Raw genomic sequence first — 21833 nt, 5'->3', positions numbered from 1 at the left:
CAGAGCGATCCGCGCACCGCGTCCATCGAACAGAGCTTCGCCGAACGGAAAGGTGGTGGGCGGCTACGGATTCGAACCGCAGACCCTCTCGGTGTAAACGAGATGCTCTAACCAGCTGAGCTAGCCGCCCGTGGATGCAGTGTTTAGCCTCGCCGGGGCTCTCCAGCAAGGTCCGATGCGACCGCCTAACTCGCAACAAGGCGCAAAAAAACGGCGCCCGAGGGCGCCGTTTTCGTTCATCGTTCAAAGACGTTAATGAGCCGTCAGGCCGCCGGAAGCTTCGTCCCCGGCCTCCGGCGTCACCGGCACCTTGGCGGAGTCTTCTTCCCAGACGATCGGCACGGGAGGCCGCACCAACGCCCTGGAGACGACTTCGTCGAGCCGGGCCACCGGAATGACATTCATCCCGCCCTTGATCGCGTCGGAAATCTCCGTGAGATCCTTGGCGTTCTCGTCCGGGATCAGCACCGTCTTGATGCCACCGCGTGCGGCAGCGAGCAGCTTCTCCTTCAGACCACCGATCGGAAGCACGCGTCCGCGCAGCGTGATTTCGCCGGTCATGGCGACGTCGTGCCGAACCGGAATGCCGGTCATCACCGAGATGATCGCGGTCGCCATTGCAACGCCGGCCGACGGTCCATCTTTCGGGGTTGCCCCTTCCGGTACGTGGACGTGGATGTCCCGCCTGTCGAACAGCGGGGGCTCGATGCCGAAGCCGACCGCGCGCGAGCGGACGAAAGACGCCGCCGCCGAAATCGACTCCTTCATCACGTCACGCAGGTTGCCCGTGACGGTCATCTTGCCCTTGCCGGGCATCATGACGCCTTCGATCGTCAGCAACTCGCCGCCGACGTCGGTCCAGGCAAGACCTGTGACAATGCCGACCTGGTCGTCCGTCTCGATCTCGCCGTAGCGGAACTTCGGCACGCCGAGGAAGTCCTCGAGCGTCTTCTCGTTGACCTTGACCGACTTCTTCTTGGAGATCATCAGCTCCTTCACCGCCTTGCGGGCGAGTGTCGAAAGCTCTCGCTCCAAATTCCGAACGCCCGCTTCGCGGGTGTAGCGGCGGATCATCAGAAGCAGCGCGTCATCGTCGATCGACCAGTCCTTGGTGTCCAGACCGTGCTTGGAGATCGCGGTCGGGATCAGGTGCTTGCGCGCGATCTCGACCTTCTCGTTCTCGGTGTAGCCGGCGATCCGGATGATCTCCATGCGGTCCATCAGGGCCCCGGGAATATTCAGCGTATTCGCGGTCGTGATGAACATCACGTTGGAGAGGTCGTAATCGACCTCGAGGTAGTGGTCGTTGAAGGTCGAGTTCTGCTCGGGGTCGAGAACCTCGAGCAAAGCCGACGACGGATCGCCGCGGAAATCGGCGCCCATCTTGTCGATCTCGTCCAGCAGGAACAGCGGATTCGAGGTCTTCGCCTTGCGCATCGACTGGATGATCTTGCCCGGCATCGACCCGATATAGGTCCGCCGGTGGCCGCGGATTTCGGCCTCATCCCGCACGCCGCCCAGCGACACGCGCACGAACTCTCGGCCGGTCGCCCTCGCGATCGACTTGCCAAGCGACGTCTTGCCAACGCCAGGAGGCCCGACAAGGCACAGGATCGGCCCGGTCAGCTTGTTGGCGCGCGACTGCACGGCCAGATACTCGACGATCCGGTCCTTGACCTTCTCAAGCCCATAGTGATCGCCGTCGAGCACTTCCTGTGCGGCAACGAGGTCCTTCTTGACCTTGGACTTCTTGTTCCACGGTATCGACAGCAGCCAGTCGAGATAGTTGCGCACCACCGTCGCTTCCGCGGACATCGGCGACATCTGGCGCAGCTTCTTCAGCTCGTGTTGCGCCTTCTCGCGGGCTTCCTTGGAAAGCTTGGTCTTGGCGATCTTCTCTTCGAGATCGGCGAGTTCGTCACGGCCCTCGTCATCGCCGAGTTCCTTCTGAATCGCCTTCATCTGCTCGTTGAGATAGTACTCGCGCTGCGTCTTCTCCATCTGGCGCTTGACGCGCGAGCGGATGCGCTTCTCGACCTGAAGCACGGAGATTTCGCTCTCCATCAGGCCGAGCACCTTCTCCAGCCGCGCGGTGACCGACAGCGTCTCCAGGATCGCCTGGCGATCGGCGATCTTCACCGCCAGATGCGAAGCGACGGTGTCGCCGAGCTTGGCGAAATCCGTGATCGCCTGCACGACGCCGACAACCTCGGCGGAAATCTTCTTGTTGAGCTTCACATAACTCTCGAAATCCGACACGACCGAACGCGCCAGCGCTTCGGCTTCGACGGAGGTCGCATCGGTATCGGCGAGCGCCGCCGCGGTCGCTTCATAATATTCGGTGCGTTCGGTATACTTTTCCACGCGCGCGCGCTCGAGCCCTTCCACCAGCACCTTGACGGTGCCGTCGGGCAACTTCAGGAGCTGCAAAACGCTTGCAAGCGTACCCGTCTCATAAATTGCATCGGCCGCAGGATCATCGTCAGACGCGTTCTTCTGCGTCGCCAGCATGATCAGCGCATCATTCTTCATCACCTCTTCGAGCGCGCGGATCGACTTCTCGCGGCCGACAAACAGCGGCACGATCATGTGCGGGAAAACGACGATGTCACGCAGCGGCAGGACGGGATAAGCATGGCTTTCGCCATGAACGATTGATGGCCGGGGTTTTGGGGTGGTCATGGCCTTTTCCTTTTGTTGTGCCCCCTTGCAACGCCATCCGCATCATGCGCAACGGCCACAAGGTGCCGAATACACCAGAAAACTAAGGCCCCATCAGGCCGCGTTTTCCGGCTTTTGCCAGCGCGAATCTTTCAGCAGATATCACGCCGCCAATGACATTAGGTGGCTATCGGCGGTGGGGGTGTCAAGTCGCTGAAAATGCCTGTGGGACAGGGCGAAATACAGCTTGCATGCTAGGCCGAGACGGCCGCCGAGAGCCTCGGCAGCCGCAGCAAAAATACGCCAATTCGAATTTGGAGTTCCTATGGCGAACTTCAAATTCGCCGCACTAGGCGCTGGCGCTGGTCTCGACGGCGCGGTCGGAACGATCAGCGTAGATGTAGAGCGGACGCGCTGTTCCTTCCACAACTTCGCGCGAGATCACGACTTCTTCCACACCTTCCAGGCCCGGAAGGTCGAACATGGTCTCAAGCAGAATGCTTTCGAGGATCGATCGCAGCCCACGCGCGCCGGTCTTGCGCTCGATCGCCTTGCGGGCGACCGCGCCAAGCGCCTCGTCGGCGAAGGTGAGCTCGATGTTCTCCATCTCGAACAGCCGCTGATACTGCTTCACCAGCGCGTTCTTCGGATCGGTGAGGATCTTCTTCAGCGAAGCCTCGTCGAGGTCTTCGAGCGTCGCCACGACGGGCAGACGGCCGACGAATTCCGGGATCAGGCCGTACTTCAGGAGATCTTCCGGCTCGACGTGACGGAAGATTTCGCCGGTGCGGCGATCTTCCGGCGCCAGCACCTGCGCGCCGAAGCCGATCGAGGTCGACCGTCCGCGTGCGGAGATGATCTTCTCGAGGCCAGAAAACGCACCGCCGCAGATGAACAGGATGTTGGTAGTGTCGACCTGCAGGAATTCCTGCTGCGGATGCTTGCGGCCGCCCTGTGGAGGCACCGAAGCAACGGTGCCTTCCATGATCTTCAGCAAGGCCTGCTGCACGCCCTCGCCCGACACATCGCGGGTGATCGACGGATTGTCGGACTTGCGGCTGATCTTGTCGATTTCGTCGATATAGACGATGCCGCGCTGGGCGCGCTCGACGTTGTAGTCGGCCGACTGCAACAGCTTCAGGATGATGTTCTCGACGTCCTCGCCGACGTAACCGGCTTCGGTCAGCGTCGTTGCGTCGGCCATCGTGAAGGGAACGTCCAGGATGCGTGCCAGCGTCTGCGCGAGCAGCGTCTTGCCCGAACCGGTCGGGCCGATCAGCAGGATGTTCGACTTCGCAAGCTCAACGTCGTTGTGCTTGGTCTGGTGATTGAGCCGCTTGTAGTGGTTGTGGACGGCGACCGACAGCACCTTCTTGGCATGGCTCTGGCCGATAACGTAATCGTCCAGCACCTTGCAGATTTCCTTCGGCGTCGGAATCCCGTCGCGCGACTTCACCAGCGAGGACTTGTTCTCCTCACGGATGATGTCCATGCAGAGCTCGACGCATTCGTCGCAGATGAAGACGGTCGGACCCGCGATCAGCTTGCGAACTTCGTGCTGGCTCTTGCCGCAGAACGAGCAATACAGCGTGTTCTTGGAGTCGCTGGCGCCAACCTTACTCATTCATCTCTCCGTCCGCAGTTCGATCAAGCACGCTTGCTCTGATCCAGTCGCCGGCCCCGATCTTTGTTCAAGTCGTTGTAGATAGAGCAAAATCGGCACCAGAAAAGACCTTTTATCTTATGGAGCCGCGAGAATCGCAGCCAATTCGTATCCGATGCAAGCATACCCTAAGCGATCTAGCCAACCATGCTCGCACCCGACTATCAAGAATTCGCTAATTGGCCGGGACGCGCTATCCGTGACAATACCGTGATTTGCGCCGCCATACGTCAATTACCGGTCGAAATCAGCCAGGCGTTGCGCGATTGCCACGCCAAACCGGGGCGAAAGCGGAACTTTCGGCTGGATAGGGCGGAAAGGGGCGCTTTCGGCGCCATTTTGGCCGGCAAGCAACCGTTAACGCCAGTTTTAGCCAACTCGGCCGGCCGCTGTTAGTGCCGCCCGGCTTCAAGTTCCTGCGCGGCAGCGCTAAGCCTGCTCATAAACGAGACAACTGGGAGGACGGCCCTACCGCCATTTTTTTTTGCGAATGTCCGTATCTTTCCGAAGTTCGTCAGCTCGCCTTTGCGATCGCCGCAGGATCTTCCGGCCGCTTGTCGATCACCTTGTCCACGAGACCGAAAGCCTGAGCGTCGGCCGCGGTAAGGAACTTGTCGCGTTCCAGCGCGTCCTCGATGGCCTTGTAGGTCTGCCCGGTGTGCTTGACATAGATCTCGTTGAGCCGCTTCTTCAGGTTCAGGATTTCCTGCGCGTGCAGCATGATGTCGGTAGCCTGGCCCTGGAAGCCGCCGGAGGGCTGGTGCACCATGATGCGTGAATTCGGCAGCGAGAAGCGCATGTCCTTTTCGCCGGCGGCGAGCAACAGCGAGCCCATCGAGGCCGCCTGCCCCGTGCACAGCGTTGACACCGGCGGGCGGACGAATTGCATGGTGTCGTAGATCGCAAGACCCGACGTCACCACGCCGCCGGGCGAGTTGATGTACATCGAGATTTCCTTCTTCGGATTCTCCGCCTCGAGAAACAGAAGCTGCGCCACGACCAGCGTCGACATGCCGTCTTCGACCGGCCCGGTGACGAAGATGATCCGCTCCTTGAGCAGGCGCGAGAAGATGTCGTAGGCCCGTTCGCCACGGTTGGTCTGCTCGACCACCATTGGCACGAGGTTCATGTAGGTTTCAACGGGATCGCGCATTAGTCACCCAAGGGTTGGCAGGAACAAACATCCAGCGGCGGACGATTTAGAAACTGGAACCGAGACCGGCAAAGCTGACGTTCCGTGATGCAGAACTTGAAAAGACAGGCTCACAGATAGTCTTGGCTTTTCCGGTCACAAGACCAGCTTTCTAGCCCCGGCCACACGGCCGGGCCAGAACGGAAGGTACCAGGCAGTTGAAGCTGATTCTGACAGCCACGCCTAGCCAAGGGCGGCGCCCGCGCCGCCCCTTTGCGCTTCAACCTTAACGCTGGACTTACAGGCGCTTACGCCGCGCTCTTCTCCGCTTCATCCTCCTTGTAGAGATCTTCACGCGAAACCTTCTTTTCGGTCACGGTGGCGAGCTCAAGAATGAAGTCGACGACCTTGTCTTCATAGATGGGTGCACGAAGCTGGGCCAGCGCATTGGCGTTATTGCGATAAAAGTCCCAGACTTCCTTTTCGCGGCCCGGCATCTGGCGGGCGCGCTCGATCACCGCACGGCCGACTTCGTCGTCGGTGACCGTGATCTTGTTCTTCTCGCCGATTTCGGAGAGCACAAGGCCGAGCCGGACACGGCGGTCGGCGATCTTGCGGTATTCCTCTTTAGCCGCTTCCTCCGTGGTGTTTTCATCGGCGAAGGTTTTGCCGGCGGACTCCATTTCCGACCTGACCGAGTCCCACATCAGATTGAACTCTTCGTCGACCAGCGTCGGCGGCGCCTCGAAGCGATGGGCCTCGTCAAGGCGATCGAGCAGGACGCGCTTGACGCGCTGACGCGTCGTCCCGGCAAACTCCGCAGCGATCCGCTCGCGCGCCGCCTGCTTCAACTTGTCGAGGGATTCCAGACCCAGCGTCTTGGCGAACTCGTCATCGATGGCGAGTTCCTGCGGCGCCTCGATCTTGGAAGCGGTGGTCTCGAATTCGGCCGCCTTGCCCGCCAGTTCCTTGTTGCCGTAGTTCTCGGGGAACGTGACCTTCAGCGTTCGGGTCTCGCCGCTCGCGATGCCGGTCAGCTGATCCTCGAAGCCCGGGATGAAAGTGTTCGAGCCGATGGTCACCAGTATATTTTCCCCGGATCCACCCTCGAATGCCGTGCCGTCGATCATGCCCTTGAACGAGACGGTGATGCGATCGCCGTTGGCGGCCTTGGCGCCCTCGCCCGTCTCGGCGAAGCTGCGATTCTGTTCGGCGATGCGCTTGACCGCATCGTCGACCTCGGCGTCGGTGACGTCAGCGACCGGCTTCTCGACCTTGAAGGTCTTGAAATCCGCGAGCGCGATCGTTGGCACCACTTCGATCGCCACGGTGTAGGTGAGATCCGACTTGCCGGCGAGAAGCTCTTCGACTTCCTTCTTTTCGGTCGGCATGGTGATCTTGGGCTCCGTCGCGAGGCGGAAGCCGCGCTCGGTGAAGAGCTTGGAGTTGGTGTCGCGGATGGTCTGGTCGATCGCCTCAGCCATCACCGAGCGGCCATAGACCTTCTTCAGATGGGTGACCGGCACCTTGCCCGGGCGGAAGCCGTTGAGGCGGACCTTGTCCTTCATCTCGACCAGGCGCGCATCGGCCTTGGCGTCGAGATCAGCGGAGGGAATGCTGACCTGAAACTCGTGCTTCAATCCCTCGGCAACCGTTTCTTTTACCTGCATGGCTTCAATCTTCTCGATTAGTCCGGCACCAACCGGACGGCTTGTTGTTGATGGCGCACGACATCGCGCCTTGCGCTGCTGGTTTCGGCAGTCTCCAAAACCCTTTGAAATTCTTGCCTTATTCCGGTGACCCAGCAATCGGGGTCTCAAGAGCGCCGTGTAACCGGCGGCCATAGGCAACAGGCTGACGCTCGTAACCCAATGAGGGAACGAGATCAACTGTTCCCGAACGGGATTGCGCCCGAAAACCAGTCAAATCGGACGGGACTCCTGAGGCGTCGGCACGGCGAGACGCATCCCCATATGTCGGAAGCGTTGGTGCGGGCGGAGGGACTCGAACCCCCACAACTTTCGTCACTGGAACCTAAATCCAGCGCGTCTACCAATTCCGCCACGCCCGCAAGAAGAGCACCATGTCCGGCCGCGATGCCGCGGGCTGCGATTTATAACATGCGCCGCCGCTTCGCAGCAATTCTTCGATTTGCACAGTCGCTTGCCATATCACGCGGAAAGTGATCCGCATCAACGACTATGTCCGATCACGATTCAGATCACATCCGCCGGCCGAACCGGCGCGCGGTAATGGCTGGCCTCGCGGCCCTGCCCGCGTCAAATCGCGCCGTCCGAGCGGAGGCGGCATCGCCACTCGCACTTCGATGCAAGGCAGATGCGCTCGGGTTGCGCGACAAGGCACCGGCCACAGACGTGTGGTCGCTCGGCGATCAGCCGCCTCGGTTCAAGCGCGGCGAACGCGCCACCGTCACACTGGCCAACGACCTCACCGCGCCTGTCGCGCTCAACTGGCGTGGCGTCGACGGCGCAGCCACGATCGAGCCACTGCTCGGGCGTGCTCCGCTCGCGCCATCTGCGAGCGAGACGTTCCGGCTGCCGCTCCGGCACGCCGGGACATTCCTTTGCGATGCTGCCCTGCTCGGCGACGGCGCATCGCGGCCTTTTCGGGCGTTGCCGTTGATCGTGCGCGAAAGCGAACCAATCCAGATCGATCGCGACGAAGTGTTCTTGATTGAGGGCTGGCGCGTGAGGCCGGATGGCGCAGCGATCGCGCCAGGCGCCGACGCCACGGGCACCGAAGCCATCTACACCGTGAACGGACAACTCTCGCGGGAAATCAGCCTTCGCGGAGGCGAGCGCGTCAGGATGCGCTTCATCAATGCCCTCCCGCGCCAGGTGATCGCACTGAAAATCGAGCACCACGACATCACGATGATGGCGCTGGATGGCCAGCCGGCCGAGCCATTTCTGGCGCGCAATGGCGCCTTTGCGCTGGCGCCGGGCGGTCGGGCTGACGTCTTTATCGACGCAACACCCGGCGTCGGCAACACGCCGATCCTGATGCATGATGGCGAGGCGGCTCACCCGATCGGCCGCCTGATCCTGTCAGATGAAGCACCAGTCCGTTCTCAAACCCTGCCAGCTGCGTCTGCGCTACCCTCGAACGGTTTGCCCGCGCATCTCGACCTCAAGAACGCGCTGCGGATCGATCTTCCCTTCGGTGGCGACCAGAAAGATTGGATTCGGCCGGCAGCGTTTGCGGCCACCGCGCAGCCTGTGTTTCGCGCCAAGGCCAGCCGCGTTGTCGTGCTATCGCTTACCAATCGCGCGCAAGTCACATCCGTCTTTCATCTGCACGGACATCACTTTCGGCTGCTCGATCGGCTCGACGATGGTTGGAAGCCGTTCTGGCTCGACACGATCGCAATCGATGCCGGGCAAACCCAACGCATCGCTTTCGCGGCGGAATATGCCGGGCATTGGCTGATCGAAGCAGCCGAGACGAACTGGAGTGCGCCGAAACTCCTGCGCTGGTTCAGTGTCGAGTAGGCGCCTTATCATTTCATTGGCGCATGATCTCCGCGCAAACGCGTTCCGCGTTTGTCGCGAGGGAAAACCGCTGCACACTTCTGCGGATCATGCGCTAATATTCGATGCCGAATTCGTCATAGAGACGACGCGTCACCGCCGGCAGCGTTTCAGGCAGATCTTCCGCGATCAGTCCCGGTCCCGCCTCTCGCGCTGCCTCGCCGTGCATCCAGACCCCGATCGAAGCGGCCTCGAACGCCGGCACCCCCTGCGCCATTAATCCCGCGATCATGCCGGACAGCACATCGCCGGCGCCGGCAGTCGCAAGCCAGGGCCGCGCATTGGCCGCGATCGTCGCGCGGCCATCGGGAGATGCGACCGTCGTGTCCGGTCCTTTCAGCAGCACGACCGAGCCGGCGCGCTCGGCCGCAGCCCTCACCCGCTCGAGCTTGGAGCGACCGGGATGCTTGTTGCTGATGTCGCTGAACAGCCGCGGGAACTCGCCCTCATGCGGGGTCAGGACCACTTGCGGATCGGCAGACTGCCGGATCGCTTCGAACAGGCGTTCAGGCGCGTCGGCAAAGCTCGTCAGCGCGTCGGCATCGAGCACCACCGCACGCTTCGCTGTCAGTGCCGCGAGCACGAAATCCTGCGACCGCTCGCCAATGCCTGCGCCGGGCCCGATGACATAGGCATTGAGGCGCTTGTCGCTCAAGAGCTCGCCGAATTCGGTCACCGTATCGATCGGGCGAACCATCACCGCAGTCAGCGCCGCGGCGTTGACGGCAAGCGCGTCGCGCGGCGAGGCCAGCGTGACGAGACCTGCCCCCACCCGCAAGGCGCCGCGCGCGGAAAGTCGCGCCGCGCCGGTTGCGGCAACGCCGCCGGAGACGGCGACGACATGGCCGCGGTCGTATTTGTGCCCGTCGATGGTCGGGACCGGAAACGAGCGCGCCCATGATGACGGGACATTCTCGAAGGTCCTGGGCGCGATTTCCGCAAGCACGTTCGCATCGATGCCGATGTCGGCGACGCGGACGCGGCCGCAATGAACGCGGCCCGGCAAAAGCAGGTGCGCAGGCTTGCGGCGAAAGAACGTGACCGTCTCAAAGGCACGCACGGCCGTGCCCATGATCGCGCCCGACGTGCCGTTGATGCCGCTTGGCAGATCGACGGCCAGAACCGGCGCGCCATTGGTATTGATCGCCTCGATCACGTCGAACGGCTCGCCCTTGACCGGGCGATCGAGCCCGGCGCCGAACAGCGCATCAATGATCAAAGCCGGCTTGCCGATCGCCTGCGGGTTGAACGGCAGCACCGGATATTTCCAGCCGCGCGCGGCCGAAGCCGCATCGCCCTGCAAGTTCTCGCGCTCGCAGAGCAGGATGACGGAGACCTCCCGGCCGCGCGCTGCGAGTTCAGCGGCGGCCACAAAGCCGTCGCCGCCATTGTTGCCGGGACCGGCGATCACCAGGATCGGCCCTTCCTCGACGAGGTCCATGGCGGCGGCGGCAACCGCCTGCCCCGCGCTCAGCATCAAGGCGAAGCCGGGCGTCCCCGCGGCGATCGCGAGCCGGTCGACCCGCGCCATCTCGGCCGTCGTGAGAACTTCCATCGCCAATCCTCTGATCGAAACGCCTGTTCCGAAGGCAATTTTGGCGGCTTAGCCGAAAGCTTGGCCCGGAGGGGCGCACACAATTTGATCTATTTGCCTAATTTCAGTGCTGCACTATGATTGGTCGATTCCTATCAAGGAGCCTTCGGGACCATCTAAGAGGCTGATACAATTCAAGAATATAACATCTTAACGGCTTGGCATAGACCCTGCTTCCGAGGAAGCCAGTTTCGGGTCTGTGACCTGGCAGGCAAATATCGAGCCTGCGCGCCGCTACCGGATCCGCATCATTCGCGCTATCCGCGACAATTACCTCAACGTCTTTGAGTCCCTGAAAGTGCCGGGAGGCAACCTGTGAAGAAGATCGAAGCCATCATCAAGCCGTTCAAGCTCGACGAGGTTAAGGAAGCGCTCCAGGAAGTCGGACTTCAGGGCATCACCGTTACCGAGGCCAAGGGTTTCGGGCGCCAAAAGGGCCATGCCGAGCTTTACCGGGGCGCGGAATACATCGTTGATTTCCTGCCCAAGGTGAAGATCGAGATCGTCATTTCCGATGAACTGGTCGAGCGCGCGATCGACGCGATCCGCCGCGCCGCGCAGACCGGTCGGATCGGCGACGGCAAGATTTTCGTGTCCAATATCGAGGAGGCCATCCGCATCCGGACCGGCGAATCCGGGCTCGACGCGATCTAAAGCGCGGTTAACGCGCCGATTTACTGCCGGCGGATCAAATCCGCCCGGAGAGGAGGTTGTTGCGTTACTCGGATATTGTCTTGGCCATCCCCCAATTGTATTGACGACTATCCAATTGCCGCCGCCCGCGGCCCAGCCCAAGACAGCCCATCACGACAGCCATTCCCAAAACAACCTCAAGGGGGAACCATGAAGACCGCCAAGGACGTCCTCAAGTCGATCAAGGACAACGACGTCAAATACGTCGATCTGCGCTTTACCGACCCGCGCGGCAAGTGGCAGCACGTTACCTTCGATGTCACCATGATCGAAGAGGAAACCTTCGCCGAGGGCCAGATGTTCGACGGTTCGTCGATCGCGGGATGGAAGGCGATCAACGAGTCCGACATGTGCCTGATGCCCGATCCGGTTACGGCCACGATCGATCCATTCTTTGCCGAGACCACCATGGTCATCACCTGCGACGTGCTGGAACCGACCACGGGCGAACCCTACAACCGCGACCCCCGCGGCATGGCCAAGAAGGCCGAGGCCATGGTCAAGTCGATGGGCGTGGGCGACACCATCTTCTTCGGCCCCGAGGCCGAGTTCTTCGTGTTCGACGATGTCCGCTTCTCGGCCCTCCCCTACAACACCGGCTTCAAGCTCGACTCCGCCGAGTTTCCGACCAACTCCGACACCGAATATGAAGGCGGCAACCTCGGTCACCGCATCCGCACCAAGGCAGGCTACTTCCCGGTGCCGCCGCAGGACTCGGTGCAGGACATGCGCTCCGAAATGCTCGGCGCCATGGCCAAGATGGGCGTCAAGGTCGAGAAGCATCACCACGAGGTGGCGTCCGCTCAGCACGAACTCGGCATGAAGTTCGACACCATGACGCTGATGGCCGACCAGATGCAGATCTACAAGTACTGCATCCATCAGGTCGCGCACATCTACGGCAAGACCGCCACCTTCATGCCGAAGCCTATCTTCGGCGACAACGGCTCGGGCATGCACTGCCACCAGTCGATCTGGAAAGGCGGCAAGCCGGTGTTCGCCGGCAACAAGTACGCCGACCTGTCCGAGACCTGCCTCCACTACATCGGCGGCATCATCAAGCACGCCAAGGCGATCAACGCCTTCACCAACCCCTCCACCAACTCCTACAAGCGCCTGGTGCCGGGCTATGAGGCTCCCGTGCTGCTCGCCTATTCCGCGCGCAACCGCTCGGCGTCCTGCCGCATCCCCTACACGTCGAATCCGAAGGCCAAGCGCGTCGAAGTGCGTTTCCCCGACCCGATGGCCAATCCCTATCTCGGCTTCGCCGCGATGCTGATGGCGGGCCTCGACGGTATCAAGAACAAGATCGATCCGGGTCCGGCGATGGACAAGGACCTCTACGATCTGCCGAAGGAAGAACTGAAGGCGATCCCGACGGTGTGCGGCTCGCTTCGCGAGGCGCTGGAAAACCTCGACAAGGACCGCGCGTTCCTCAAGAACGGCGGCGTGTTCGACGACGACTTCATCGATGCCTACATCGATCTCAAGATGCAGGAAGTGGAGCGTTTCGAAATGACGCCGCACCCGGTCGAGTTCGACATGTATTACTCACAGTAAAGTGGACGAACTTTGCGAAACAAAAGGGGCGCCTCAAGCGCTCCTTTTTTTATGCCGGGTGAGGGCGCACCAGCGGCCTGTCAATTGGCCCGTTTTGTCTCCGCCACGACCGTCCCTGAAAAATGCCGCCAACGCTGATAATTGATCACGATCCCCACGGCCAGCGCCGGCGCGAGCGCCGCGGCGATCATGTAAAGCGATAGCGGCTCCGGCGAGATCATTTCGAGCACCATCCCCGACACCATCCAGAGCACCGAGAAGCACACCGCAAAATCGATCCGCGGCACGCCCAACCAGTAGAGCAATGCCGATATCACCGTCGCAGGCGCCAGTGCTGCTCCGATGGCATAGACGGTCAGCTGCTTCGGCGTGAGAACGTCGACCACCATGGAGGCGAGCAGCCAGAGGCTGACGAACATCACGAGCGCGTCGAAACGTTTCATGCCAGCCTCAACATTTCATGCCAGCCTTTGGGCGGCAGTCCTGAACCCCGCCAATTCTTCACGCCGTCAAGTTTCCGGTCAAGAACTAACGCTTTACTTGCGATGCGCCGCGCTGCGCCGTGAAAAACGAAGGGCGCGCCAAGCGCTCCCTTTTTTTGCTGGCCGCAAATTGACCGTGCATCAAGGGAGCCCGCGGCCCACCGGATTTTGCTTTTTTAGCGCTGCGGGCTCTCGCTCCACGGTGATGGACGCGTTGGAGCTGCGGCGGCGCCGACGAGCGGACGCCGATTCCAGTCCATCACGGAATCGTTGTGGACGAGCTTGACGACCCACAGGAAATAGATCGAGGCGGGAATGCCGATCAGGTCAAAGATAAGCAACAGACCGTCGTCATGGGTCGTGGCGTCGATGAGATGCATCTGGGCGCAGGTGAAGAACACGCCCGCCAGCGCCACACCCGACAGCGACCAGAAGCCGTTGGCGAGATAACGGCGCACCTGGCAATCCGCCAGATACCAGCCGACCATGCCGTAGGCGATCGTCACGAACAGGTTCGCGACGAAGGTGACCGACATGAAGTCGACCGCCGCATCGATGGGTTTCGCGACGAGACCGGCCGACGTGCAGAGGACCTGGAACAGGTCGGCGGCCGGCTGCGCCAGCACTCCCGCGGCCAGCAAACCGGTCACCAATGTCATGGCGGTCGCCAGCATCGCCGCCCGGTCCGCCGAGGCCGCGACCACGCGCTCGCCCTGCCCGCCCACCATCCGTTCCAAGCGCAGCCCGACGAAGATCAGTCCGGCCGGCAGCCCGATCACGGTCACGGCCAGCATCTGCCAGGAAACGGTCTCGCCCTGAAGCACGTGCCAGCCATGCACCAAATGATGCGGACCGCAGCTTGCAGCCATCAATACGAAGCCGATGCCAAAGCGGGACCAGCCGCGGTAACGATGCAGGCTGATGGTTTCCCACGCGCCGATCACACCAAGGCCAGCATAGGCCAGCCCGATCGCCAGATTGCTGATGCCGATGAAGAGGGAGATCATAACGGACCCGCGACCTTGCTCCCCATGGGGGCGCCGATGTGCTCGAGGAACTCGTCGATGAAGTAACGATGGCCGCGCCGTACCGGCCCCTCGGTGAGATGCGTGCCGTGCAGCTCCAGCGCGGAACGCGGTTGCCAGAGTGACCGCGTCAGCATCGGCGCGATCTGTTCGGCCGCCACGGGTCGCGAGAAGAAGTAGCCCTGCGCGACTTCGCAACCCATGCGCAGCAGCATCGCCGCCTGCTCGCGCTTTTCGACGCCTTCCGCAATCGTATGCTTGCCCATGGCGTAGGCCAGGCTGAGGATCGAGGACACGATCGCGGTATCGCCGGGTTCGCTGGAGAGGCCGTCGATGAAGCTGCGGTCGATCTTCAGCACCTCCGCCGGCATGTCGCGCAGCCGCGACAACGACGAGTGTTCGGTGCCGAAATCGTCGATCGCGATGAAGACTCCGAGCTGCCTGATTTCGTCAAGCTGCCCCATTACCTCCTGCCTTGCGCTCATCATCACGCTTTCGGTGACCTCGAGGCACAGCGAAGCTGGATCGATACCGGTTTCTGCCAGCACCTCGCGGATTTCGGCGATGAAGCCGGGTTCCGCGACCTGGCGCGGCGAAACGTTGACGGTCATTGCCAATGGCCTTCCCGGTACCAGCTTCGTCCACTCGGCAAGCTGGCGGCAGGAATTCCACAGCACCTCTCGCCCAATTCTGACGATCAGCCCACAGTCTTCAGCGACCGGAATGAAGTCGCCGGGCGGAATGATGCCGCGCTCCGGATGGCGCCAGCGGACCAGCGCTTCGACGCCGACCACGCAGCCGTCCTTCAGGCGAACCTGCGGCTGATATTCCACAAACAGTTGCGATTGGCGAAGCGCCGCGCGCAAATCGGACTCGATCTGCATGCGCTTCTCGGCGCGTGCGTGCAGTTCGTCGTTGAACTGCTCCAGCCGCGCCCGGCCGCGGTCCTTCGCCGCATAGAGTGCGGTGTCCGCCTCGCGCAATAATTGCTCGGCGGATTTCGTGCCGGGCTTGCATCGTGCAACGCCGACGCTCGCCGACACCACCACTTCCTTGCCGGAAACGACAATCGGATCGACGAACGCCGCAAGGATGCGATTACCCAAAGCGACGCCGGAATGCTCGCTGGCATGCGAATGCAGGATCACCATCTCATCGCCGCCGAACCGGCTTGCGATATCTTCCGATCCCATGCAGTCAATGATGCGGCTCGCCATTTCGCACAGCACGGCATCGCCGCTGCCGTGGCCGAGCGAGTCATTCACGAGTTTGAAATTGTCGAGGTCGACGAACAGGACCGCGATTTCGGCGCCGTCGGAAGCGTCACGCTTGAGTTCCTGCTCGAGCTGCTCGAGCAACGCGCTGCGGGTCGGAAGCCCGGTCAGCGGGTCGTGGGCGGTCGTGTGCATCAACCGCGCAATGACGCCGCGCAGGTGCTCTATTTCCGAACCGATTCCCGAAAGCGCGGAAGCTTCGCCGCTGGCGCCGGCATTCGGTTCCCTGGCGATGACCTCGAAGGCCATCGGCGCATTCGGCCGCAGTCTGGGCATATCCCGCTCTTCATCTCCTTCTTGATTTGCCGAGCGTAAGCGGTGCCGTGTTTGCGAATAGTTGCCGGGCCTCCCGGCGCGAAGCCGCTATTGCGCCGGATGGTTAGCAAATTGCGCTCGGACAGATGACGATTGCAATTACTGGATCCGGCGCTTCGCAGCGATCCTCCGTAGTCTCCCGGATAGGCGGTTGGGCGGCAGGCACGGCGCCGAGGAGGTCCTCGACCGGGCCATTCGGGCACGCACGTCTTGCCGGTCGCGCTGCCATCAGCGACGGCGCGGGCCGCTCTAAACCCTGAACACTTTCGCGTAATGCGCCTTCAGTTCTTCGCTCTCCGCCTGCACCCGGGCGGGATCGGATTTGAGCATCTTGATTTCCGACATCGGCTTCTGCCCCGCTCGCGGCTTCACTTCGGCATGGAAAGAGCGATGGGCGAACTCGTTGACCAGCATTTGCTGGGCTTCCGCGCTGAAGAAGAAGCTCTGGAACAGCCGCGCTGCATTCGGATTGGGCGCGGCCTTGAACACGCCGCTCGGCACGATGATCAGCGGCGAGCCTTCCGTCGCATAGACCGCCTCGACCGGCTTGCCCTGGCTCTTGAACACGGCGAGATTGTAGTCGTTACCGTCAGCCATCACAGCACGTTCACCAAGCATTATCTTCTTCGGCGGATCGCCGGCCGATTGCACCTGCATCACCTTCTGCTGCGCCAGCTTTTCCAGATACGACCAGCCAAGCGCGTGCGAGAGCACGAACGTCGTTGTCAGAATCGCGCCGCTGTAGCTTGGGTGGCCCTTGACGAGCTTGCCCTGCCATTTCGGATCGAGCAGATCGGCATAGCTCTTCGGCGCATCTTCCGGCTTGACCAGGTTGGTGTTGTAACCAATCACCTCGAACCACGCGCATGAAGTGGCCCACAGGCCTTCCGGATTGTACTGGTCGGCGGGGTAATGTTTCACCACATCTTCCGGCAGGTATGGCGTGAGCCAGCCGTTCTTGTTCCAGTCGAGATAGTGCGAGACGTCGGTGGAGTTGGCGACATCGACCGCATGGATGCCGCTGTCGTTTTCCTGCGCGATGCGCTGATAGATGCGCTCGGCGCCGGAGCGCTCGACGTGGACGGAGATGCCCGGATATTTCGCCTCGAACAGTTTGCCGAGCCGCTCGGCCACGCCAAGCTCGATCGCCGCATAATAGGAGACCTTGCCCTCCTTGCGCGCAGCCTCGATCAGTTCGGGGGTCACGGCGGAAGGCGCAATAGCAGCCGCGGCTTTCAGGGGCTCGGCGAACAGCATTCCCGCCATCGACCCCGCGGAGGCGCCAAGCACCGCGCGACGCGACCAATTCCGCTTACCCATCCGACTCTCTCCCCGCGGCGAACCGCTGTTTTTGTTGATTGGAAGGCCATGTTAGCGGACATCATATGCCGCGGCACTCATCAATTGGTGGCGGACGCCAAAGCTCTTTCGGCATGCTGCGGCTGCCATGCCAAGCGATCAACCCAAGAAATGATCAACTCGAAATGAGGTGAGACAAGAACGCGCCGCAGGCCGTATGCCGGCCTGCTCATCCCGGCCGCCGTCCGACGACGTCCGATTAGGCCGCGCGTACGGCCTCCAGGAAGCCCTCGACCTGGGTTTTCAGGCGAACGCTTTCGCTGGCGACCGACTTCGCCGCAGACAGGACCTGCGAGGAGGCAGCGCCGGTTTCACTGGCCCCGCGCTGCACGTCGGTCACATGCGAAGAGACCTCGTGCGTACCGCGGGCGGCCTGCTGCACGTTGCGGGAGATCTCCTGCGTCGCAGCGCCCTGCTCTTCCACGGCGGCCGCGATGGCGGAGGATATTTCCGACAGCTTCTCGATCGTTCCGCTGATCCCCCTGATCGCGCTGACCGAGTCCTGCGTTGCCGACTGGATGCCGACGATCTGCTGACCGATCTCGCTGGTGGCCTTCGCGGTCTGCCCCGCCAGCGCCTTGACCTCGGAAGCAACGACGGCAAAGCCGCGCCCTGCTTCGCCGGCTCGCGCCGCTTCGATGGTGGCGTTCAGGGCCAGCAGGTTGGTCTGGCCTGCAATGGCATTGATCAATTCGACCACGTCGCCGATGCGGGATGCCGCCTTCGCCAATTCCTCGACGCGGTCGTTGGTCTTGTTCGCCTCATCGACGGCGGCCATCGCCATCCTGGCGGACTCCTGAACCTGTCGGCTGATTTCATTGACGGACGAGCTCAGTTCTTCGGTTGCCGAGGCGACCGACTGCACATTGGTCGAGGCCTCTTCCGATGCGCCCGCCACCTTCGTCGCGAGTTCCTGCGCATGGTCCGCGGTCGAGGTAAGCGTCGTGGCGGAGGCTTCGAGCGCCGTCGACGACGATGCCAGCGAACCTGCCATTTCGCCGATCATCGCCTCGAAATTCACCGTGGCGGTGCTGATGCGCTGAGCGCGCGACAGATTGACAGTCTTCTCCGCATTGGCTGCCTCGTCCGAGGCCTTCTTGGCGATGAGCGCTTCCTTGAAAGCCTGCAACGCGGTCGCGATGCGGCCGACTTCGGTCGTTTCTCCCTGATGGGGAATCTCGACCGCCAACTCGCCGTCGACCAGCCGGCTCATTGGGTTCAAGATCGAGTTGATACCGCGGCGAATATCCTGCGACATGAAGACCGCAGCACCAATGCCCAGGACCAGGGCGCCGAACAGGATGACGCTCATCAGGTAGATGGCGTGCAAATAAGTCGCCTCCGCGCTCTGACCGGCCGCCTTGGCACCCTTGTCGTTGAAGTCCACAAGGCCGGCGAGCGTCTTGTCCATCGCGCGGCCGACCGGGACCACCTTCTTGGCATTGATCTGCTTGGCGGTAGCAAGGTCGCCCTTCATGGCGTCCGATCGCACCTCTTCGGACGCCGCGATGAATTCCTTCCAGTTCCCATCGAGCTGCTCGGCGAGCTCGCGCTCGGTGGGGGACGCGATCAGCTGGCGATAGGCCTTCGCAGCCTTTTCAAAATCGGCCTTGCGGGCATAAAGATTTTTGTCGACATCGGCGCGCTCTGCATCGGTAACGGTAAGGTGGTCGCGCAGCACGCCGCGAAACCGCGCCGACTGTACCCGCATCTCGCTGATCCAGCGGACGCTCGGCAGCCAATGCGCCTGGATCTCCTGAGCGGAGGCGTCGATCGCACGCATCTGCAGGAAGGCAAAGCCGCCGACGGCGGTAATCACCAGGGACAGAAAGACGACAATCGCAAAAAGTTTGGCGCTGATTGAAAATCGGGCAAGCACGAAAGTATCCCCCAGTAATCTTCCGGATCGTGATCAAAAGTTTCTTAACCACTGCCGTCCTAAGATTTCGCTAAGATGCTGATCCAGATACCGCAGCGGACATGCCTAGTACCGCCGATCTGAAGTCCCTGCACCACAAGCGGCGAATTCGATCAGGGACTTCAGATCGATAAAGCGGTACTAGAATCAATAAGTTGGCTAGTGCCCATGACTTTCCGAAGTTCGTGAAGGTGGGTGCTGCGATGGAGCACGAACTTCGGAAAGTGGGCACTAGTGGTCCGATTCTAACATTCGCATCCCTTCGCAGCGGGCATATTTGCGAATGTTAGAATCAAAGGACCGCTAGCAAATTCAATCTCCTAGTGGAGTTTTGGATTTGACATTCGCTTTCGGAATTTGCGGCTCGAAGGGTAGCGAATGTCAAATCCACTCCACTAGCGCCGGTGGCGTTGCGCATTGGGGCAATTTTTCCGAATTGATAACGATGGAACCAAAATGGCGGTATCAGGCGATTGCCGACAATCGCCTGTAAACATTGTCCCGCTACGGTCGCCCCATTCGAAAACAAAAAATCAGGGGTGGCTATCATGACTAATCTTGCTATCGCATCCGTTATCCGCGTTGAATCCGTCAAACAGGCCGGCGAGCGGTCGGCGAAGACGATCGCTCTCTTTACCTGCTTTGGATTGATGGCGTCGCTTTGCGTGATGACGCTCGGCGTCGATCTCAGCGCCGGCTGGGGCTTGATGTAACCGTCACGCGGCATCTGCGCCGAAGGTGAATTGGCAAGGGCCGCCTTCTTGGTGGCCCTTGTTTATTTTCGGGTGCCCGCCCTGGCTGCGCCGAGATGACGGTCACTGACAATTCCGAATGCAATTCCGCTCGCGATCAAGGCGAGCGCGGCCACAAGCGAGGGATCTAGCCACATTTGCAAAAACGGGCGCACATGGCGCCCATTTGTCTAATCCAAAGCGGCCTTACGCTAAGCCGCAGCCTTTTTTCTGTTGGCCTCAAGACGCTGATCGACGAGCGCGACCTGCGCATCGATCGCCGGATGCCGCAAGCCCTTCTGAAGCGCGATGAGCTGCACCAGCTTGTCGGCGCGTTCGATGTTCGGCGCGCCGTTCTGCAACGCGCGCGCGGCAGAGGCCGGACGCGACAGGCTCTGCGCCGCAGCCGCGTACTTTTCGAACGGGACAAGGTCGGCCGGATTGGCCCCTAATTTCACGCAGAGGTCGAACACGAAATTGTAGACCGATCGCGATTCCTCGATGTTCGAATGCACCGCTTCCTGCGCCGTCCGCATGCCATCTTTGGTGATGCAGCGGTAGTTGCCCGCGAGCAGCATCGACCATTTCGCGAGCGGTACCCAGATCGAATCGTAGGCCTTCAGCTTGACCGGCAGTTCGATCTCCTCGCCCGATACCTTCACGCGCGCCGCGGCGACATCCTTTTCGAGGTTGCGGATGATCTGCGTGTCCTTGTCGTCCTCGAACCTCGCGCATTTGAAATTCGTCGGCAGCGTCACCAACAACTCGTTGGCCTTGCCGTCCGGCGGACGGATGGCCTGCGGATCGGGGCTGTTCAACGTGATCTTGTGCGGGCTGACGGAATCCCAAACGCGCGGATCGGTATAGGCCGGCTCCAGCGCCTTGTAGTCCAGGCCGGGAATTCGCCTGATATAGGCGAGCGGCGGCATGTTCATGATCGACATGCAGGGCACGCCCGATTTTCCGACCGCATCCAGCAGCTGGCGCACGCCGTCGGAGCGATATTGCGGCTCCTGCATGCATAGTCCGACCAGATCGTACTTTGACGGATCGACACCGGCCGCAGGGCCAGCCGTCACCTTGCCCGGCAGCTTGCGCGATTCCAGCAGCACGGGATCCTTGCGGCCGCGGATCGGCAGCGTCACCTTGAAACCTTCGGCATTGATCAGATCGGCTTCTGCCGGCAGGCAGACGAGATGAATGGAATGGCCGCCGAACAACAGCTTGGATGCGAGCAGCGATCCATAGGACGCGCCCATGAGGAGGATATGGTAGGAAGGCATTTATTTTTTCCTTTGCGTTTCCCTCGGCGGGCCGCTGGCAGTTCTACGAGCAGCAAATGGCTGCCTTCACGGACCGCACCTTCTGATAGCGCGGTATTCGCCGAGTTCAAGCAAAAGGCGTTGCGCAAGCGGTCAAGCTCAATTGATCAGTCGATCAGCGCCGCGATGCACAACAGATGACGCCGACATGACCCCGCGGCGCACAAAAGATGTGGCGAGATTTTTTTCAAAGCGTGAAAACTTCTTCTCGGATTCTGAAAATCTTCGCGCTGCCCGGCTTCGGACGCTGGCTCGCTGCAAGGCGCGATCAAGCGCGCGTCGTAAGGTGGGGTTCAGAATCGACTGCGAAGGGCTCGGCCAAAATTCCACTTGTGCCGTCGGGCAAATCACTGGCACCAGTTCGCCCCGGCCCGCGCTCCTCCAGGAGGGGCGCTTCGCGATCGTCACGAACGTTGGGTGCGGGCTGCGATGGACGCGGACATGCGCAAGGACGAAGCGCGTGGGACGCGGACGGCGAAGCCGCGTGGTTCTGATATCTCGACGCTGATATCAACTCGGCGACAACGCTGATGCGTTGCGCCGGGGATGGTGG

The 21833-nt window shown here is 61.5% G+C and carries 15 protein-coding genes and 2 tRNA genes; 4 read left to right on the top strand and 13 right to left on the bottom strand.

Going from position 1 to position 21833, the window contains the following annotated elements; all coding sequences use genetic code 11:
- Positions 1 to 53: 53 nt before the first annotated feature.
- The 6 genes from M6D32_RS12215 to M6D32_RS12190 form a co-directional block, all read right to left on the bottom strand.
- Positions 54 to 130, bottom strand: a tRNA-Val gene (locus tag M6D32_RS12215).
- 122 nt (positions 131 to 252) lie between these two features.
- Complete coding sequence (gene lon, locus M6D32_RS12210; protein ID WP_298256392.1) at positions 253 to 2682, bottom strand: endopeptidase La; 2430 nt, start codon at positions 2680 to 2682, stop codon at positions 253 to 255.
- A gap of 328 nt (positions 2683 to 3010) precedes the next feature.
- Complete coding sequence (clpX, locus tag M6D32_RS12205; RefSeq protein ID WP_298256390.1) at positions 3011 to 4285, bottom strand: ATP-dependent Clp protease ATP-binding subunit ClpX; 1275 nt, start codon at positions 4283 to 4285, stop codon at positions 3011 to 3013.
- Between the two features lie 553 nt (positions 4286 to 4838).
- Entirely contained in the window at positions 4839 to 5477 is a 639-nt protein-coding gene (locus tag M6D32_RS12200; RefSeq protein WP_298256388.1) for an ATP-dependent Clp protease proteolytic subunit, read from the bottom strand.
- A 287-nt stretch (positions 5478 to 5764) separates the two neighbouring features.
- Entirely contained in the window at positions 5765 to 7126 is a 1362-nt protein-coding gene (gene tig, locus M6D32_RS12195; RefSeq protein WP_298256385.1) for a trigger factor, read from the bottom strand.
- A gap of 316 nt (positions 7127 to 7442) precedes the next feature.
- A tRNA-Leu gene (locus tag M6D32_RS12190) sits at positions 7443 to 7527 on the bottom strand.
- A gap of 181 nt (positions 7528 to 7708) precedes the next feature.
- Between M6D32_RS12190 and M6D32_RS12185 the strand changes: the two genes are divergently transcribed.
- Positions 7709 to 8968: a multicopper oxidase domain-containing protein gene (locus M6D32_RS12185; protein WP_298256382.1), complete on the top strand. Its 1260-nt coding sequence runs from the start codon at positions 7709 to 7711 to the stop codon at positions 8966 to 8968.
- Between the two features lie 94 nt (positions 8969 to 9062).
- On the opposite strand, the gene M6D32_RS12180 is transcribed toward M6D32_RS12185, so the two are convergent.
- A complete protein-coding gene (locus M6D32_RS12180) occupies positions 9063 to 10562 on the bottom strand; it encodes an NAD(P)H-hydrate dehydratase (protein ID WP_298256380.1) in 1500 nt (499 codons plus the stop codon).
- A gap of 354 nt (positions 10563 to 10916) precedes the next feature.
- On the opposite strand from M6D32_RS12180, the gene M6D32_RS12175 reads away from it, so the two are divergent.
- A complete protein-coding gene (locus M6D32_RS12175; protein ID WP_072824146.1) occupies positions 10917 to 11255 on the top strand; it encodes a P-II family nitrogen regulator in 339 nt (112 codons plus the stop codon).
- Positions 11256 to 11444: 189 nt separating this feature from the next.
- The gene (gene glnA / locus M6D32_RS12170; protein WP_298256377.1) at positions 11445 to 12854 is read left to right on the top strand and encodes a type I glutamate--ammonia ligase; all 1410 of its coding nucleotides are present in this window, start codon (positions 11445 to 11447) and stop codon (positions 12852 to 12854) included.
- 80 nt (positions 12855 to 12934) lie between these two features.
- Here the strand turns inward: glnA and M6D32_RS12165 are convergent, their stop codons facing one another.
- The 5 genes from M6D32_RS12165 to M6D32_RS12145 all read right to left on the bottom strand — a co-directional run bounded on the left by M6D32_RS12165 (position 12935) and on the right by M6D32_RS12145 (position 19188).
- Positions 12935 to 13297, bottom strand: coding sequence for a hypothetical protein (locus M6D32_RS12165; protein WP_298256375.1), 363 nt, complete (start codon positions 13295 to 13297; stop codon positions 12935 to 12937).
- Between the two features lie 215 nt (positions 13298 to 13512).
- Positions 13513 to 14343: a hypothetical protein gene (locus M6D32_RS12160; protein WP_298256373.1), complete on the bottom strand. Its 831-nt coding sequence runs from the start codon at positions 14341 to 14343 to the stop codon at positions 13513 to 13515.
- The gene (locus M6D32_RS12155; RefSeq protein WP_298256371.1) at positions 14340 to 15911 is read right to left on the bottom strand and encodes a bifunctional diguanylate cyclase/phosphodiesterase; all 1572 of its coding nucleotides are present in this window, start codon (positions 15909 to 15911) and stop codon (positions 14340 to 14342) included. Before M6D32_RS12155 ends, M6D32_RS12160 begins: the two co-directional genes overlap by 4 nt.
- Positions 15912 to 16199: 288 nt before the next feature.
- Positions 16200 to 17270, bottom strand: coding sequence for an extracellular solute-binding protein (locus M6D32_RS12150; RefSeq protein WP_298256368.1), 1071 nt, complete (start codon positions 17268 to 17270; stop codon positions 16200 to 16202).
- Positions 17271 to 17508: 238 nt separating this feature from the next.
- A complete protein-coding gene (locus tag M6D32_RS12145; protein ID WP_298256366.1) occupies positions 17509 to 19188 on the bottom strand; it encodes a methyl-accepting chemotaxis protein in 1680 nt (559 codons plus the stop codon).
- A 587-nt stretch (positions 19189 to 19775) separates the two neighbouring features.
- Here M6D32_RS12145 and M6D32_RS12140 point away from each other — a divergent pair.
- Entirely contained in the window at positions 19776 to 19940 is a 165-nt protein-coding gene (locus tag M6D32_RS12140) for a hypothetical protein (protein ID WP_298256364.1), read from the top strand.
- A 230-nt stretch (positions 19941 to 20170) separates the two neighbouring features.
- On the opposite strand, the gene M6D32_RS12135 is transcribed toward M6D32_RS12140, so the two are convergent.
- The gene (locus M6D32_RS12135) at positions 20171 to 21241 is read right to left on the bottom strand and encodes a hypothetical protein (protein ID WP_298256362.1); all 1071 of its coding nucleotides are present in this window, start codon (positions 21239 to 21241) and stop codon (positions 20171 to 20173) included.
- Positions 21242 to 21833 lie beyond the last annotated feature (592 nt).

Origin of the sequence: Bradyrhizobium sp. (genome assembly GCF_027307225.1) — a bacterium.
In the GTDB taxonomy this organism is placed as follows: Bacteria; Pseudomonadota; Alphaproteobacteria; order Rhizobiales; family Xanthobacteraceae; genus Bradyrhizobium.
This window is presented reverse-complemented; position numbering and strand designations above follow the sequence as displayed.